Source organism: Chryseobacterium rhizosphaerae (genome assembly GCF_003385455.1).
Classification (GTDB): domain Bacteria; phylum Bacteroidota; class Bacteroidia; order Flavobacteriales; family Weeksellaceae; genus Chryseobacterium; species Chryseobacterium rhizosphaerae.
This window is the reverse complement of the sequence record NZ_QNUF01000025.1, coordinates 67,972-83,271: the sequence shown is the minus strand read 5'-3', so window position 1 is coordinate 83,271 and position 15,300 is coordinate 67,972. Positions and strand designations below refer to the sequence as shown.

Sequence of the window (15,300 nt, the reverse complement as noted above, 5' to 3'; positions counted from 1 at the left end):
AATTTTATACTGAAGATAATTATAAAGATGACCTTTGTCTACTATTTTCAACAGATGATCAGTATACTGTTCTAATAACCATTAGATAATAAAATCCGAAGTAATATTAACCTGCCTTTACGGCAGGTTTTCTTTGATGTTTAAATGTTTATTTGTCTGATAATCAATTGAATATTTTCTGTTTTTAAATGATGTTTAAGTTTTTGATATTCCTTTTAAATGTTTAAAAAAATGACTGATTAAGAAGAATTATTTTAATTATAAAAGTCAGGAGGGTTGAACGGTTTAAGTCATTATATACCCAAATATCCTTAAAATATACCTGTTTTTAAAGGTATGTCCAGTCTATTTTTGCAGGTAGATTACAATGACATATGAAAGCAATAGTACTGGAAAAATTTGGAGATGTAGAAAACCTTGTTGAAAGAGAGATTGAAAAACCGGTCATAAAAGATAAAGAGGTCCTTATCAGAGTAAAGGCTGTCAGCATCAATCCGGTGGATGTTAAAGTCCGCAGCAGGCACGCTCCTCTGGCTGAAGATCTGGCACAATATAATCCGTTAATTCTAGGTTGGGACATTTCCGGTGTGGTTGTAGAGCTAGGTAATGAGGTAAGTCAATTTCAAGTCGGGGATGAGGTGTTTGGGATGATCAATTTTGTGGGGCATGGAAAAGCTTATGCAGAATACGTAGCAGCTCCGGCAGATCAACTGGCTGTTAAACCTAAAAATATCACTCATATTGAAGCTGCCGCCAGCACATTGGCAGCACTTACTGCATGGCAGGCATTTGATAGCTATGGAAAACTGAGAACTACAGATAAAGTCCTGATCCATGCTGCTTCAGGAGGAGTAGGGCACTTTGCCGTACAGATAGCAAAACATATAGGTGCGCATGTAACGGCAACGTCTTCAGCGTCTAACCGGGATTTTGTACTGGGGCTGGGAGCCGACGAGCATATTGATTATAAAACAACCCGTTTTGAAAACATACTTGATGACATTGATTTTGTGTTAGAATCTATTGGAGGAGACAACTTCCAAAAATCAGTTCAGGTTTTGAAGCCCTTCGGTAGTATCGTTACCTTGCCATCCGGTCATACATTGGAAGATGAAATGGCTGCCCAGGAAAAAAAACTGCATGCCTGCTACTTTATGGCGGTGTATTCCAGTGGACGGGATATGCAGCATATTGCTTCCTTATTAGAAAAAGGCATTATAAGGCCACATATCTCTCATGTATTCCGTTTTGATGAAATGAGACAGGCTCATCTACAGGTTGAAACAGGACGTACTATAGGGAAAGTAGTAGTGGAGCTATAAGATAAGAAGGGATTTATATTATAGTTTTTCCGGTTCACAACTCGCCGGGAGAAATGAATGAAAGACGGATTGCTGAAGGAATAGTGTTAGTTTGTAAGTAAATATAAGAACTTTCCAAAACTTTTTCCGGCGGTAAATATCAATAAAGCAGAAATGGAAATAATAATAATTCCAAAAGAAGGACTTTTCTGAGCTTTTTCTATCAAAAAGGGAAGAAGATCTTTAGCTTTTATTTGAGTCAGTTCGTTAAATATCTTTTTCATAGTGTTTTGTTTATCAATGAGTAGCAGGATTATGAAGTTTGTTACACAATAAAAAGCAAAAGAAAACACCTAGCAAGACCTTGCATTTATTTAATCGGAATAAAAAAATATTACGATTAGTTTTTTTCTTTCAAAATATAGAGTAAACCCAATGGCAGTCAGCGTTAAAGTCCTTATATTTGGTTGATGTAATGCATTGTAAATAGCTTATGATGTACAATGAAAAAGAAAAGGATATGCAAGAACAGGAAATAGATTTTTTACAACATAACGAATCTGCATGGAATAAACAGGCTTTGGAACAGAACGAGTGGTCGCAGCCTGTAAGCGCAGAACTGATTGCTCATGCTAAAGAAGGAAAATGGGACGTTCATCTGACTCCTAAGCCATTGGACAAAAAATGGTTGGGAGAAATCAGGGAGAAGAAAATTTTGTGCCTGGCTTCAGCAGGAGGACAGCAGGCGCCGGTATTGGCTGCAGCGGGAGCTTCCGTTGTGGTTTTTGATATTTCTGACGAACAGCTGAGACAGGATGAACAAGTTGCCGAACGTGATGGGCTCACATTGAAAACCGTTCAGGGAGATATGACCGATCTTAGTATTTTTGAAGATGAATCCTTTGATATTGTATTTCATCCGATTTCCAATCATTACGTGGAAGATGTTAATCCTGTTTGGAAAGAAGCCTTTAGGGTATTAAAAAAAGGAGGGGTTCTACTGGCAAGTTTTTTTAATCCTGTTGTTTTTGTAGCAGACCGGAATCCTCAGGATATGACAGATGGAATCATAAGACCAAAATATACTTTGCCCTATGCAGATATCAGAGATCTTAACCAGCAGCAAATTACCGGAAAACTGGAGAACAAAGAAGCTTTGGTTTTTGGTCATACACTTTCAGACCTTATCGGAGGACAGCTAAAAGCCGGTTTTATAATTGAAGATTTTACAGAAGAAATGCAGCCGAATCCGAGGTTTTTAATTGATAAATACCTGCCAACCTTTATGGCAACTAAAGCCGTGAAACTAAAATAAAAAAAATCTGGTTTTCACTACTGTTACCATTGAAGGTCTACATATTCCCCTCCGCTATAGGGGTGGCGAAAATTCAAAGAATTTTTGACGGGGTGGTCTTTATAACGTTTTTAAACCCATTACAGTCTTTTTAAAATAAAACTGTAATAAAAAATAGTACTTTTGCTCAGTCGGATAGCTAAAATGTTCGTGTTGAGTACTTATTGTAATGAATAAATCATCAATCAACAATTATTTTCATTCCTTATTCAGTATTGAAGAGGAAGTGGTTGAAAAAATTACAGAAACATTCAATCATTTTGATCTAAAAGCCAATACTATTTTGCTGGATAAAGATACCATCAGTACCAAAACCTATTTTTTGGAAAAAGGCTATGTCCGTTCCTATATACTGAATGAAGATAACGAAGAAATTACCACCAATATTTATGCAGCCCCATGTTTTGTAAATGATTTTTTATCCTTCTTCAGACAGCAGCCCACTAAAGAAGTCTATCAGACGGTTACAGACTGTAGTTTTTGGGCGACGGGTTTAGAAAACGTACAGCACAATTTTCATAATATCCCGGAATTCAGAGAGTTCAGCAGGCTTCTTTTCGTGGTAAACTATTATCAGATCCATGACAGGTTGATAGAGATGGCCAGCCAAAAGGCTGCTACAAGGTATTTCAATCTGATGAAGAAAGATCCTGATATATTTCAGCATGTTCCGTTGAAAGTAATTGCTTCTTATCTGGGAATTAAAGACAGTTCGTTGAGCCGGATCAGAAGAGATATTAATAAAAAATAATTTCTTTTCATTTGTCAAGTGGTATTTCATCGCTTATCACTGATCTTTGCTAAAAAATAATTTCATGAATAAAAAACATATTGTCGTTGTTGGATTAGGGGGAGTAGGCGGTTATTTTGGATTTAAAATAAACCAGGCTAATGAAACGTCAGAAAAATATAAAGTTTCTTTCATTGCCAGAGGAGAAACTTATGACAAGGTAAAAGAAAACGGACTGACCTTACTATCTCCGGAACATCCTGACAACAGTACTCATCCTGATGCTGTGGAGCAGCATATCAGTGATATAAAAAATCCTGACCTTGTGCTGATCTGTGTGAAGGAATATGATCTCGAAAATGTCTGCAGACAGCTTAAAGAAGTCATTAACGATGATACTGTATTGCTTCCAATGATGAATGGAGCTGATATTTATGACAGAATCAGAAAACTAATCCCGGATCATACTGTATTGCCAACCTGTATTTATGTAGCTTCCCATATTAAAGAAAGAGGAACGGTAGAACATAAAGGAAAAGCCGGTAAGATGATCGTGGGCAGAGACCCTCAACATTTTTCCAGCAATGTGAACTGGATTGTTGATCTATTGAAAGAAAGTAAAATAGATTTTGATTTTAAAGATAACTCGTTAACGGATATCTGGACCAAATTTTTCTTTATCGCCAGCTTCGGAATGGTAACTGCAAAGCATAATTCATCTATCGGAACAGTGTGTGCAGATGAGCAGCAGAAATATGAAGCTTCTGAAATCATGAAAGAAATACAGCAGATTGCAGCTCAAAAAGAAATTCCTTTGCAGGACGATATTATTGAAGCAACCTTTACAAAGGCATCTGCATTTCCTTTCGAAACTCCAACCTCTTTACAGCTGGATATTCATTCCGGAAAAAAAGATAATGAACTGGAATTATTCGCAGGGGCAATTTTAAAATATGGAGCTGACCTTGGTATAGAGACTCCTTTTACTCAAAAGATATATACTGAAATTAAGACAAAATAAGATAAAAATATTTTGGCTAATAAGGCGGGTTTTAGCCCGCCTTATGTATTTGAAATTATAAAATTTTATTTTCTTTGATTCATTAAAACTCACGATCCCTGTCTTTGATAGTTCTGAATTTTGTTTTAAAAAAAGTATCAGCTTTGAGGTTGAATTCATGGGTATAGACTACCAGGGTGCTATGGCCGGAATTGGGCAGGATCCAAAGATTAGCGTTAGGAATATTTCTGAAAATTTCCAGTGTATGTTCCGGTTTTATGACATCATTATCTCCTCCTATGACAAGAACGGGAACTTTAATATTGTGCAAAGTTTTAGGATCTATATTGGGTTGCTCACTCAGTAGTCTTTTATATTTAAGAACAGTATAATCCAGAGCTGTCTTGTCTTTCTTTTGGGCAAATTGTTCTTTAAATTTTGAATAGTTTGCACTTACTCTTTTGAATACATCTGGCTCTACAGCAGTAGAATCCGGGCGTAAATTGGCTCCTGTAATGATCAGCTTCTTTACCTTCTCCGGATGTCTTATAGTTAGCAAAAGCCCATTAATACCACCATCACTCCAACCGATTACAAATGCTGAATCAATGTTCATCTTCTGAAGCAATTCAGCATAATCATCAGACATCATTTCATAAGTAAGGGCATCTTGTTTATCTATTGATTTTCCGTGAGCTCTGCTATCAGCAACAATAACTTTGTACGTCTTTGAGAAAAAGGGAATCTGCTTAGAAAAATCAACGATTGAACCTCCGTTTCCATGAATGAGAAGTAAAGGTTGCCCCTGGCCATAGGTTTCGCAGTACATCTTTATTCCGTTGACTTCATAATATTTACCTGCTTTTGGATTGTTACCGTAGCTGGATTTCTCTAAAAGCCGGGAGTACTCATTTTTAATCTCTTTAATATTGCTTTGAGCAGACACTAAAGAAGATAGCAGGGCGAGAAAAAATAATATCGCTTTCATAATTTATAATATGGTGATTAAATTATTGATGATATTTTAATTTTCTCAATGAGTAGAAGAAAATTAAATGATGTTACAAAAATGAACTTCACGGGTAAACAGTATATACAGCTCAGGTTCCATGCATGAATTGCTGTCGGCTCAAAAGCTCTTCCTCCGATTCACGATGATCAGGATCATCAACGCAGCAGTCTACCGGGCATACAGCTTTACACTGTGGCTCCTCATGGAAGCCTTTACATTCGGTGCACTTTCCGGAGACGATATAATACACATCATCTGATACAGCGGGATTGAAAGCACTGGCGTCAGCTTCAGTCCCATCAGGAAATGTTACTCTGCCTGAAAGCTTTGTCTTATCCTGCCAGCGCCAGTCTATAGCGCCTTCGTAAATGGCTGAGTTGGGACATTCCGGTTCGCAGGCTCCACAATTGATGCAGGCATCTGTTATTTTTATGGCCATTTTATTTTATTTTTATGGTTTAAAAAGGGACTTCCTCAACGTTGTCCTGTTTTAGAAATCCCTTACAAACTTAATTAAATCAGTTTCAATAATTTATAACATCATAAACTGTGCAAACTTTTATTTTGAAGCTGTTAATCTTTAGCAATTTTTACTGCTAGTCCATCCATTTCGGCTGTCAGATAGATCTGGCAGGCTAATCTGCTGGTTGCATCGGTGGTAAAAAGTTCTGATAACAGCGCTTCTTCTATTTCATTTTTTTCAGAGAGCGGAATGGCTTCACTGAGGATAAAACAGTGACAGGTGGCGCACATGGCCATTCCGCCACACATTGCTTCCATCGGTAATTCATAGGCTTTACAGATATCCTTAAGGCTTAGCCCCATTTCCAGTGGGCAAAGTAGGGTATGTATATTTCCGTCCGGATCTGTTACTGTAATCGTAATTTCTTCTTTCATAAAGATCAGTCAATGGTAGCTACTACTTGTTTTTCCGCCTGCTTCCTGGTTCCGTCAAAACCTTCTACGCCGCTTACAGTTGTATATTTCAATACAAATTTTTTATTTGGATTAAGGCGCTGATATATACTTTGACAGGCTATTGCAGCTTCATGAAAGCCACATAAGATCAGCTTCATTTTAAAAGGGTAGGTATTGATATCGCCTACCGCATAGACCCCGGAAATATTAGTCTGAAAATCGGTGCCGTTATCTACTTTTATGGCATTCTTTTCCAGTTCCAGTCCCCATTCTGTAAGAGGTCCAAGTTTGGGAACCAAACCAAATAAGGGAATGAAATAATCGGTTTCAATGGTGTGGATAGCCCCTTCTTTCTCAACAACAATTTCACGAAGGTTATCTTCTCCATTAACCCCTGTCACTTCGGCCGGCGTGATGAGATTGATCTTTCCTTCATGTTTTAATTTTTTCACTTTTTCAACAGAATCCAATGCTCCCCGGAATTCATTTCTTCTGTGGATCAATGTTACAGAGGAGGCAATTGCTGCAAGATGAATGGTCCAGTCTAAAGCTGAATCACCACCACCTGCTATCACCACACGCTTTCCGGCATAATCCTCGGGACGCTTTACGAAATAATTAATGCCCCGGTCTTCAAAATCAGTGATGTTTTCAATGGGTGGTTTTTTAGGTTCAAAACTGCCCAGACCTCCGGCAATGATTACTGCTTTTGCTCTGTGTCTTGTTCCTTTATCGGTAATCACTTCAAACAGGTTTTCTTCCAGCTTCAGAAGATGTACGGCAGTTTCATTGAAGGTAAAACCAGGTTCAAACTGTTTGATCTGCTCATAGAGATTATCCACAAGATCACCGGCGAGCACACTGGGAAATCCCGGAATATCAAAAATGGGTTTCTTGGGATATAATTCTGATAACTGGCCTCCCATCTGTGGTAATGCATCTATAATATGGCAATGCATTTTGAGAAGGCCGGCTTCAAATACCGTAAACAACCCTGCAGGGCCGGCACCAATGATCAGTATATCTGTTTCTATCATGTTATGATTGATTTATTGTAGTTTTTTCTATTTTTTTTGAGGTGGCTATGCTGATAAGTTTGTCAAACTTTCCGGCATATAAAGATGAAATTTCTGTTTTACGTTCGCTGTCAAACAATGAAGACCGGACGATAGGTACACTGAATGGCAATGGCCATGCCCTTAGTGATTTGGCTATAGCATCCATCGTATTAATTCCCTGCATAGCCTGTAATCCATCGGCCCAGCATACCAATCCGACAGTTTTATCTGTAAGGTAAGGTTCATATCTGCTGGCAGTTACTTCAAGCCAGTCCAGGCAGTTTTTCATGACTCCGGGGATGCTTCCATGGTATAGGGGAGCAAGCCAGAGGTGGAGGTCTGCATCGGTAAATAGCTGAGCCATCCGTTCCACAGCCAAAGGTGTCTTGGTAAGAGTGACATCAAATAAAGGGATCCCGGAATCAGCGAGAGTGAAAATTTCAGTTTGAATCCCCAGCATTTGCAGACGATCTGAAAAATAATTGGAAATATGTCCTGAAGTAGATTCGGCTCTTCTTTCCAGTGATCCGTTGAATATGAGTGCTTTCATTTTGTTTTATGTTTTGAAAATTACTTTGGGTAGCCCTATCTCTCCATACATCAGACTTTTAACAAGAGGCTTCAGAAGTCCGGCAGCCAGTAAATAGAGCGAAGGATCGTGATCAGCCCGTGCCCGGACAACCACTTTCTGATTTTTATAATGTTTAAGATCCGCATAGGTGAGACGGCGTTTCCAAAGATCAAGAAGAACATCTTCGGCATTGTTTAAATCCACATAAATGGCATAAGGCGATAATTTCTCCATCAGGAACATGTATACCCATGGTGGAATGATAGCATCGGTGGAACAGATGATTCCTACAGCTTTTTCGTTGTATACGGAAAAGTCGATTGCTGCAATTGATTCTTTAAACTCTTTCTCTTTGACAATCATTCCCATAAAAAGATGATCTTTAATATCCAGTTCTACAATTTCAGTAGTAGGTCTGTAGTCTAAAAGATCCAGAGCGATAATGCCTGAAGCTTCTGCTTTATTGATGAAAGTTTCCATAACCGGTTGGTAATCAATTATCTTATTTTTAAAAGGGCTTCTTCATATTTTTTCTCTACTGAAGACCAATCCAGCACAGACCAGAATGAATCGAGATAGTCTGCTCTTTTATTTTGATAAGCCAGATAATAAGCATGTTCCCAAACATCTATCCCAAGAATTGGAAAACCTCTGTTCATAGATAAAACATCCATCATGGGATTATCCTGATTAGGGGTAGAGCTTACTGCCAGAGAACCGTTAAATTTCACATATAACCAAACCCATCCGGAACCGAACTGGCCAAGTCCTGCTTTTTTCATTTCTGCTTTAAGGTTTTCAAGGCTTCCAAATGTTGCTGTAATAACATCATTCAATGGGCCTTCAGGATTTAATTTTGGCGATGGAGAGATAACTTCCCAGAATAAAGAATGATTATAGTGTCCACCACCATTGTTTCTTACAGCCGGACTATACTCACTGATTCTTTGTAATAGTGAATCCAGATCAGGATTGATTTCATTGGTTTGTTCCAATGCTGCGTTCAGATTATCTACATACGCCTGGTGATGACGCTGATGGTGGATGGTCATCGTTTCTTTATCGATAAATGGTTCTAAAGCATCATAAGCATAAGAAAGCTGAGGTAGTGTAAACGGTTTCATTGTATTTATTTTTTTTGATTATTGTCTCACAAAGGTAAACATATATTTGAATAAAACAACTTTCAGGTTGTTTTATTAAAGTTGAATGCTTTTGCTGAAATGCACTTTAAATCAGTATTTTATGATTGTTTGTTGAAGATTATAGAAAATGACTATCTTTGTTGTTGAAAAATAAAACAACCTAAATATTGTCAAATGAAGAAGCCGGCAGCAGATCGTATCCTGATGTTTCTCAAGATGAGAGGAGAAGCAACTTCACTTCTTATTGCTGAAGAACTGTCTGTTACTAAAGAGGGTGCGAGAAAGCATTTACTGAATCTTGCTCAGGAAGGATTGATCCAATCTACCGTAAAAAGCGAGGGTGTTGGCCGCCCATCTACCTATTATACACTCACCGAAAAAGGATTGGCCCAGTTTCCGGATACCCATGCTGATGTTACTGTACAGCTTTTAAAATCTGTAAAAAATCTTTTAGGCGAAAATGCCCTGGATCTTTTGATCAGTGACAGGGAAAAAAATACCCACGACCGGTACGAAAAAGCACTTTCTAAATCAAAATCCATTGAGCAAAGATTGGAAGTTCTGGCTAAGGTCCGCAGTGATGAAGGTTATATGGCAGAATGGAAAAAAGAAGGACAGGAATATTTCCTGATCGAAAATCATTGCCCAATATGTGCTGCAGCTACTGAATGTCAGGGTTTTTGCCGGGCTGAATTATCAAATTTCCAGTCATTGATCGGAAAAGACTATACCGTAGAAAGAATAGATCATATTATTTCAGGAGGACAGCGTTGTGTGTATAAGATCAGCAATTTATAATATTGTACATTATTTACGGTTAACTGCACAGCAAATTGACTATTAATATTCACCCTTGAATGGTGAAAGGTGAATCCGCTTCACTATGAATTGGATATGATGTACAGGATGGACCTTTCTCCCGGGAATCAATATATGGTCAGCACTTCCATAAGCATCAGGATAGATACCAGTTTTTTAGAGGATTGGTACTCAGGATTCAGTTTTTCCCGGATTTCCCCCAATGCTTTGCTTAATTTGTTACTAACGGTTTTATTGCTTATTCCTAAGGCTTCTGCTGTTTCATTCACCGACATATTTCTCCGGATCCTCATATCATAGACTTGCTGCTCTGTGGAGGGAAGTTGAGAAACTACATTGTCGATCATGGATAACAAAGTAGAAATTTCATTTTCTTCAAGAATTTCAAAATATTCTGTATCTGTCAAATCTGTTTCCAGAGGGAAATCAATCTCATCAATACTCAGGATGGGAGGTGCTTTTTTATAGCTGTTGTAATAATCAATGATCCGGTAATGAAGATGGCGGAGCAGATATCCTTTTGCACTTTCTGATTCATCTGTTTGTATGGCATCCGTATTTTCAATGATTTTCATCCATAAATCCTGGAGCAGCTCTTCGGAAACTTCTTTATCTCTGGTCCGTACAAAAACAAAGCGGTATAAACTATCCCAATATCGGTCATACAACAGCGTAAATGCAGGGCGGTCTCCTGATTTTATTTTCTTTAATAAGGCTGTGTCTGTTAGTTTCATATTGTTGAAACAAAATTACTTAAAGGAAAATTAACTTTTTATGAACTTTAGTTATGGTAAGGTTAAATATTTCTGAAGATCAGAGCTTAAATATGAATTTAATGTTGAATAAATGTAAAAAATATTAAAAATAATAAGCAAAAGAGGCTTAATGTGAATAGAATATTAAGAATGCTCTGGGGAAGTTTTTCATTTTCACTGTCTTATAGATAGAAGTATCTGTGAATACGATGAACTATTTTATGAAACGTTTTAAATATAAAAATATTGAAGCCTTTGTTTTCAGGCTTTGGGCAAGGGAGGTTTCGGAAGAAAAAATCTCTGATAAGGAAAATGAAATTATAGAGAAGTGGAAAATCCATGCAGAAAAAGAGCTGGATCCCATTCATATGAAAGAAGCCAGGGAAAGGATACTGTCTGCGCTGGAACATTATTTCATTCCTATTGAAAAAAGCACACAGATCAGAAGCTTAAAAAAATATGCTTACAGTGCAGCAGCTGTTATTGTTTTGCTTTTGTCATTGGGAGGATGGTTTACCTATAATACATTCTTTAAGCCGGATGTTTACCTTGCCGGAGCAGGAAACAAAATTGTACATCTTTCAGACGGAACTGTGGTAACGTTGCTGCCAGGAGCCGAGCTTAGTGTGGATCCATCGTTTCCGGCATCTACCAGAATTGTAGATTTGAAAGGAGATGCTGTTTTTTCTGTAGCAAAATCAAAAACACATCCTTTTATAGTTCAGGCTGAAGGTTTCAGTACAAAAGTATTGGGGACGGTATTCAAAATCTCACAATCCGGAAAGAAAAAAGCAGTGGATCTTTATGAGGGGAAAGTGGCCGTCTCTACTGCAGGGGTTCCTGATTCTTACCTGAAGCCCAATCAGAAGTGGACCAACTTCGGGGTAGCCCGTACTACTGCTATTATCTCATTTGCTCCGGACGGAACCCTGAATAAACAGACTCCGGCACTGCTGTCTTTAAGCTTTAATGATGTTGCGCTAAAAGAAGTGGTGGCCGTTTTGGAAGGCAATTACAGTACAAAAATTTATTACCCTAAAGAAGCAGAAGATAAAAAGATCACCGCAGATTTTACGGGAGGAACAGTGGGTGAAAATATTGAATCACTGGCTTTCATATTAGGATTGGAAGTCCAGAAAAAAGAGAATACCTACATCCTGAAAAAATAAAACAGACTATTACCAAAAAAACAATTAATCAGATAACCTATAATTTAAAAGAGAACACTCACGTATGAAAAGTTTGAAATGTGGTTTTACCATAGCAGCGTTATTTTTTACTGTAGCAGCAGAAGCTCAGGAATTGGTTCAGAAAGTGTCATTTTCTGTTCCTACAAACAGACCGTTAATTGAAGTATTGGAAGAATTTGCAGGAAAAACAGGGATGAGACTGGCCTACTCAAAAACAGATATCAAAGAGCTGAAGGTAAAAGGAATAAAATGTGAAAACAGTTCTATCAACAGCTGTCTGAAAGATATTACCAGCGGACTTCCGGTAGTATTTCGTCTGCATGGCGATCTTATTTCAATACAATATGCCGGTTCGGGTATTGCTGTACCGGGAAACGGACGTATTTCAGGGAAAATTGTTGACGAAGTGGGAAATCCGATTGCCGGAGCAGAAGTAAGTATCGCCCAGAAAACTGTAACCACGGATAATAACGGGGATTTTACTATAGATCTTCCCTCAGGAATCTATAATCTTACGATAAAAGCCCCTAAATACAATACACTCAGGGTAGAGAAACTATCCGTTACCAATAAGGAGACCAATACGGTTTCATTTGCATTAAATACGGCTTCCGATAAAATTACGGACATTAAAGAAGTGGTGGTAACAGCCACCCGTAAAGCAGATACGCAGGCCGGATTACTGACTCAACAGAAAAAAGCAGCCCAGATGAGTGACGGAATTTCGGCAGAGCAGATCTCTAAAACTCCGGATAGTGATGTAGGGGGAACGTTAAAAAGAGTTACCGGAATTACAACTATAGATAACAAATATGTAGTGGTAAGATCAATGGGAGAGCGCTGGAATACGGCAGCTATGGATGGTATCAATTTGCCCAGTACAGAAGCTTATAACCAAAATTTCTCTTTCGATATTATTCCTACCGCCATGGTGGAAAGTGTAGTGGTGAGTAAATCTGCAACTCCGGATATGAATGCCAGCTTTGCAGGAGGGTATGTAGAAGTAAGAACAAAAGATATTCCCAACGAAAACTTCACTACGGTGACATTGGGAACTTCCTACAACGATCAGACAGCATTTAAAGAATTCCTGACCCGTAAGCGAGGAAAATATGATTATTTCGGATATGATGACGGAACGAGAAACTTCCCGAAAGGGCTCGAGGCTATGGGAATCAATAACCCATTGTTTTTCGAGCAGTCTAAACAGTTCGCCAATGATAATTTTACGACGTATAAGACGAGAGGGGATATGGGATCCAATATACAGATGGCACTCGGAAGAACATATGCCCTTAAAAACAATAATAAATGGGGTTTTGCAGGGGCTTTTATCATTAAAAATGAACAGAATAAACTGGATATCGATCATACGGGAAGAGGAAACTGGCTGGATACTACCGGACCTCTTGATGCCAACGGGCAGATTCCTTTTTATAATTTTAAAAATACAGGAGCTTCTTACAATTACAATTCTACACTGGCAGGAATGCTGAATTTTGGATTGCAGCTTAATAAAAGCAGAATTTCCTTCCGTAATTCCTACACGCACATTTATGATAATACCCTGACCCGGATTACAGGCTGGAATGAATATACAAGTGGAAGTGGTTTACCTTCCAATGCGGAAACTTCCTATAATTATTTTTATAACGGTGCTATTCCAAACAATGATCCTTCGCAAATTAAATCTTTGGATAAACCTTTTACAGGAAACACCAATTACCCTGTTTACCAGATGTTCCTGCAGAATAAGCTGGAAGGTAATCACAAGCTCGGAAATATGGAGATCAGCTGGTTTGCTGCCAGAACCGGAGTTTCCTCAGATACAAAAGATTATACACTGCATCAGAGTTTATATAACTTTATAGGAAGTGAGATTTTAAGCTATCACGAGGTCAATAATTCCTCAAGTGATTTTGCCAGGGGATATATTGGGACTAAGGAAACGGATTATAATTATGGGGCGTCATTTAAATGGAATTTAGATAGAGCAGCCTTTAAAAATGATATCAAGATAGGGTATGCCGGTGCATCTAAAACGAATACCAACCAACAGCAGAAATTTTTATTGAGAGTAGATCCGAACAGGAATGTTCCGAACAGTAAAATTCTACAGATGTACGGTGCTCTTTCCGATTGGTTTGATGGTTCTCATTATGTTCCCGGTGGGATTGGATGGCAGACCAGGCCTCTTTATAAAAATGATAAATATGAAGGTGAAGTGGAGCAGCATGCCATGTATCTTATGTTTGATAACCGTTGGAGGAACAAATTCAGATTGGTCTGGGGATTACGGGCAGAATATTTTAAATATGATCTTATTTCTCAGCAACTCGATACTGAAGATGCCAGAAATGTAAACAAACCGAGCGTTGATGATAAACCGTGGCAATGGATGCCTTCTGCCAATTTTACCTACAGTCCTACCAATAAAATCAATGTGAGACTGGCTTATAATAAAACGGTCATCCGTCCTCAGTTTAATGAAAGAACAGGATTACCCTATTTTGACCCAATAGCCAACGGTCAGATTTATAATACAGAAATGGTATCTTCTGTAGTCAATAATTATGATTTTAAATTTGAATGGTTTCCGGGATTGGGAGAGATTTTTTCTGCAGGGATCTACTATAAAAATATAGATCATCCTATAGAGCGTGAAGGTTATATTTCCAATGAGGGAAACCTGTACCTGTACAATGGGAATTCTAAGAATGCAAAACTGAAAGGTCTTGAAGTGGAAGTACGGAAAAACCTGGGATTCATTGCAGCCAATTCCATATTATCCCATCTTTTTGTAAGTGGAAATTTCACTTATAACGACACTAAAGTCATTGCTTTTAAAGATCGGGAGAAAACCGGTGACAATGATGCTACCTACGAAGTTTCCAGACCTCTGTATGGGCAGACTCCTTATGCTTACAATTTGGGATTAATGTATGATGATGAAAGACTGGGGCTAAGCTTCCTGTATAACGCTAAAGGTGATCAATATATTACCGTAGGTTATTCTTATAACGGGGAAGAAATACAGCGGCCGTATGCCGTAGCAGATGCCCAGATCTCTTATAAATTTCTTCAGAACAGAAATCTTGAAATCAAATTAAATGTCAAAAACCTTTTCAACAGGGTAAAGGAATATTATAACAATTTTAATTCCTATGCAGGAAAGAAAAGTGGAGGCGGAAGCGGCCTGGAAACAGAAAGGGAATCCCTGGAATTGTTACCGGGAGCTACCAATAAATATGATAAAAATATTGACAAAATCTTATTTCGTGCTTACAGTGGAAGAATATTCGGGCTAAGTGTGAATTATACATTTTGATCAATAATTAGATAAAAGTGAAGAGCTCTTGATATAGAAATGTACAGGTTTCGGAATCCTGAACATGAGCCGGATCAATACTGATGATGCGCACAGCAGTACCGGATCAGCAAAAAACC

General features: G+C 38.2%; 16 protein-coding genes. 7 read left to right on the top strand and 9 right to left on the bottom strand.

Annotated features, from left to right (window positions below; genetic code table 11):
* Positions 1 to 374: 374 nt before the first annotated feature.
* The gene (locus tag DRF57_RS18330; RefSeq protein ID WP_115920078.1) at positions 375 to 1,322 is read left to right on the top strand and encodes an NADP-dependent oxidoreductase; all 948 of its coding nucleotides are present in this window, start codon (positions 375 to 377) and stop codon (positions 1,320 to 1,322) included.
* Positions 1,323 to 1,408: 86 nt separating this feature from the next.
* Here the strand turns inward: DRF57_RS18330 and DRF57_RS23720 are convergent, their stop codons facing one another.
* Positions 1,409 to 1,585, bottom strand: coding sequence for a hypothetical protein (locus DRF57_RS23720; RefSeq protein ID WP_157969914.1), 177 nt, complete (start codon positions 1,583 to 1,585; stop codon positions 1,409 to 1,411).
* 236 nt (positions 1,586 to 1,821) lie between these two features.
* On the opposite strand from DRF57_RS23720, the gene DRF57_RS18320 reads away from it, so the two are divergent.
* From DRF57_RS18320 to DRF57_RS18310, 3 genes are all read left to right on the top strand, one after another.
* Positions 1,822 to 2,616 carry a class I SAM-dependent methyltransferase gene (locus DRF57_RS18320; protein WP_115920084.1) on the top strand — a complete coding sequence of 265 codons (795 nt, stop codon included), beginning with the start codon at positions 1,822 to 1,824 and terminating at the stop codon, positions 2,614 to 2,616.
* Positions 2,617 to 2,824: 208 nt separating this feature from the next.
* Positions 2,825 to 3,406, top strand: coding sequence for a Crp/Fnr family transcriptional regulator (locus tag DRF57_RS18315; RefSeq protein WP_047490622.1), 582 nt, complete (start codon positions 2,825 to 2,827; stop codon positions 3,404 to 3,406).
* A gap of 64 nt (positions 3,407 to 3,470) precedes the next feature.
* The gene (locus DRF57_RS18310; protein WP_115920074.1) at positions 3,471 to 4,406 is read left to right on the top strand and encodes a ketopantoate reductase family protein; all 936 of its coding nucleotides are present in this window, start codon (positions 3,471 to 3,473) and stop codon (positions 4,404 to 4,406) included.
* Positions 4,407 to 4,488: 82 nt separating this feature from the next.
* Here the strand turns inward: DRF57_RS18310 and DRF57_RS18305 are convergent, their stop codons facing one another.
* The 7 genes from DRF57_RS18305 to DRF57_RS18275 form a co-directional block, all read right to left on the bottom strand.
* On the bottom strand, positions 4,489 to 5,373 hold the full coding sequence (locus tag DRF57_RS18305) for an alpha/beta fold hydrolase (RefSeq protein WP_047490615.1): 885 nt from the start codon (positions 5,371 to 5,373) through the stop codon (positions 4,489 to 4,491).
* Between the two features lie 112 nt (positions 5,374 to 5,485).
* Entirely contained in the window at positions 5,486 to 5,836 is a 351-nt protein-coding gene (locus DRF57_RS18300; RefSeq protein ID WP_115920072.1) for a 4Fe-4S dicluster domain-containing protein, read from the bottom strand.
* A gap of 134 nt (positions 5,837 to 5,970) precedes the next feature.
* A complete protein-coding gene (locus DRF57_RS18295; RefSeq protein WP_047490609.1) occupies positions 5,971 to 6,294 on the bottom strand; it encodes a 2Fe-2S iron-sulfur cluster-binding protein in 324 nt (107 codons plus the stop codon).
* Between the two features lie 5 nt (positions 6,295 to 6,299).
* Complete coding sequence (locus tag DRF57_RS18290) at positions 6,300 to 7,352, bottom strand: NAD(P)/FAD-dependent oxidoreductase (protein WP_115920070.1); 1,053 nt, start codon at positions 7,350 to 7,352, stop codon at positions 6,300 to 6,302.
* Between the two features lies 1 nt (position 7,353).
* Positions 7,354 to 7,923, bottom strand: a complete 570-nt coding sequence (locus DRF57_RS18285; protein ID WP_047490603.1) for an NADPH-dependent FMN reductase — start codon at positions 7,921 to 7,923, stop codon at positions 7,354 to 7,356.
* Positions 7,924 to 7,929: 6 nt separating this feature from the next.
* Positions 7,930 to 8,424: a DUF2480 family protein gene (locus DRF57_RS18280; RefSeq protein WP_047490600.1), complete on the bottom strand. Its 495-nt coding sequence runs from the start codon at positions 8,422 to 8,424 to the stop codon at positions 7,930 to 7,932.
* Between the two features lie 17 nt (positions 8,425 to 8,441).
* Positions 8,442 to 9,068 (bottom strand): superoxide dismutase, encoded by a 627-nt coding sequence (locus DRF57_RS18275; RefSeq protein WP_047490596.1) that lies wholly within the window; start codon positions 9,066 to 9,068, stop codon positions 8,442 to 8,444.
* Positions 9,069 to 9,263: 195 nt separating this feature from the next.
* On the opposite strand from DRF57_RS18275, the gene DRF57_RS18270 reads away from it, so the two are divergent.
* Positions 9,264 to 9,887: a helix-turn-helix transcriptional regulator gene (locus tag DRF57_RS18270; RefSeq protein ID WP_115920068.1), complete on the top strand. Its 624-nt coding sequence runs from the start codon at positions 9,264 to 9,266 to the stop codon at positions 9,885 to 9,887.
* A gap of 128 nt (positions 9,888 to 10,015) precedes the next feature.
* Here DRF57_RS18270 and DRF57_RS18265 read toward each other — a convergent pair whose 3' ends face one another.
* On the bottom strand, positions 10,016 to 10,642 hold the full coding sequence (locus DRF57_RS18265; RefSeq protein WP_047490590.1) for an RNA polymerase sigma factor: 627 nt from the start codon (positions 10,640 to 10,642) through the stop codon (positions 10,016 to 10,018).
* 242 nt (positions 10,643 to 10,884) lie between these two features.
* Here DRF57_RS18265 and DRF57_RS18260 point away from each other — a divergent pair, with 242 nt between their 5' ends.
* Positions 10,885 to 11,832, top strand: coding sequence for a FecR family protein (locus DRF57_RS18260; RefSeq protein ID WP_228450378.1), 948 nt, complete (start codon positions 10,885 to 10,887; stop codon positions 11,830 to 11,832).
* A 64-nt stretch (positions 11,833 to 11,896) separates the two neighbouring features.
* Positions 11,897 to 15,181, top strand: a complete 3,285-nt coding sequence (locus tag DRF57_RS18255) for a TonB-dependent receptor (RefSeq protein WP_115920066.1) — start codon at positions 11,897 to 11,899, stop codon at positions 15,179 to 15,181.
* Positions 15,182 to 15,300 lie beyond the last annotated feature (119 nt).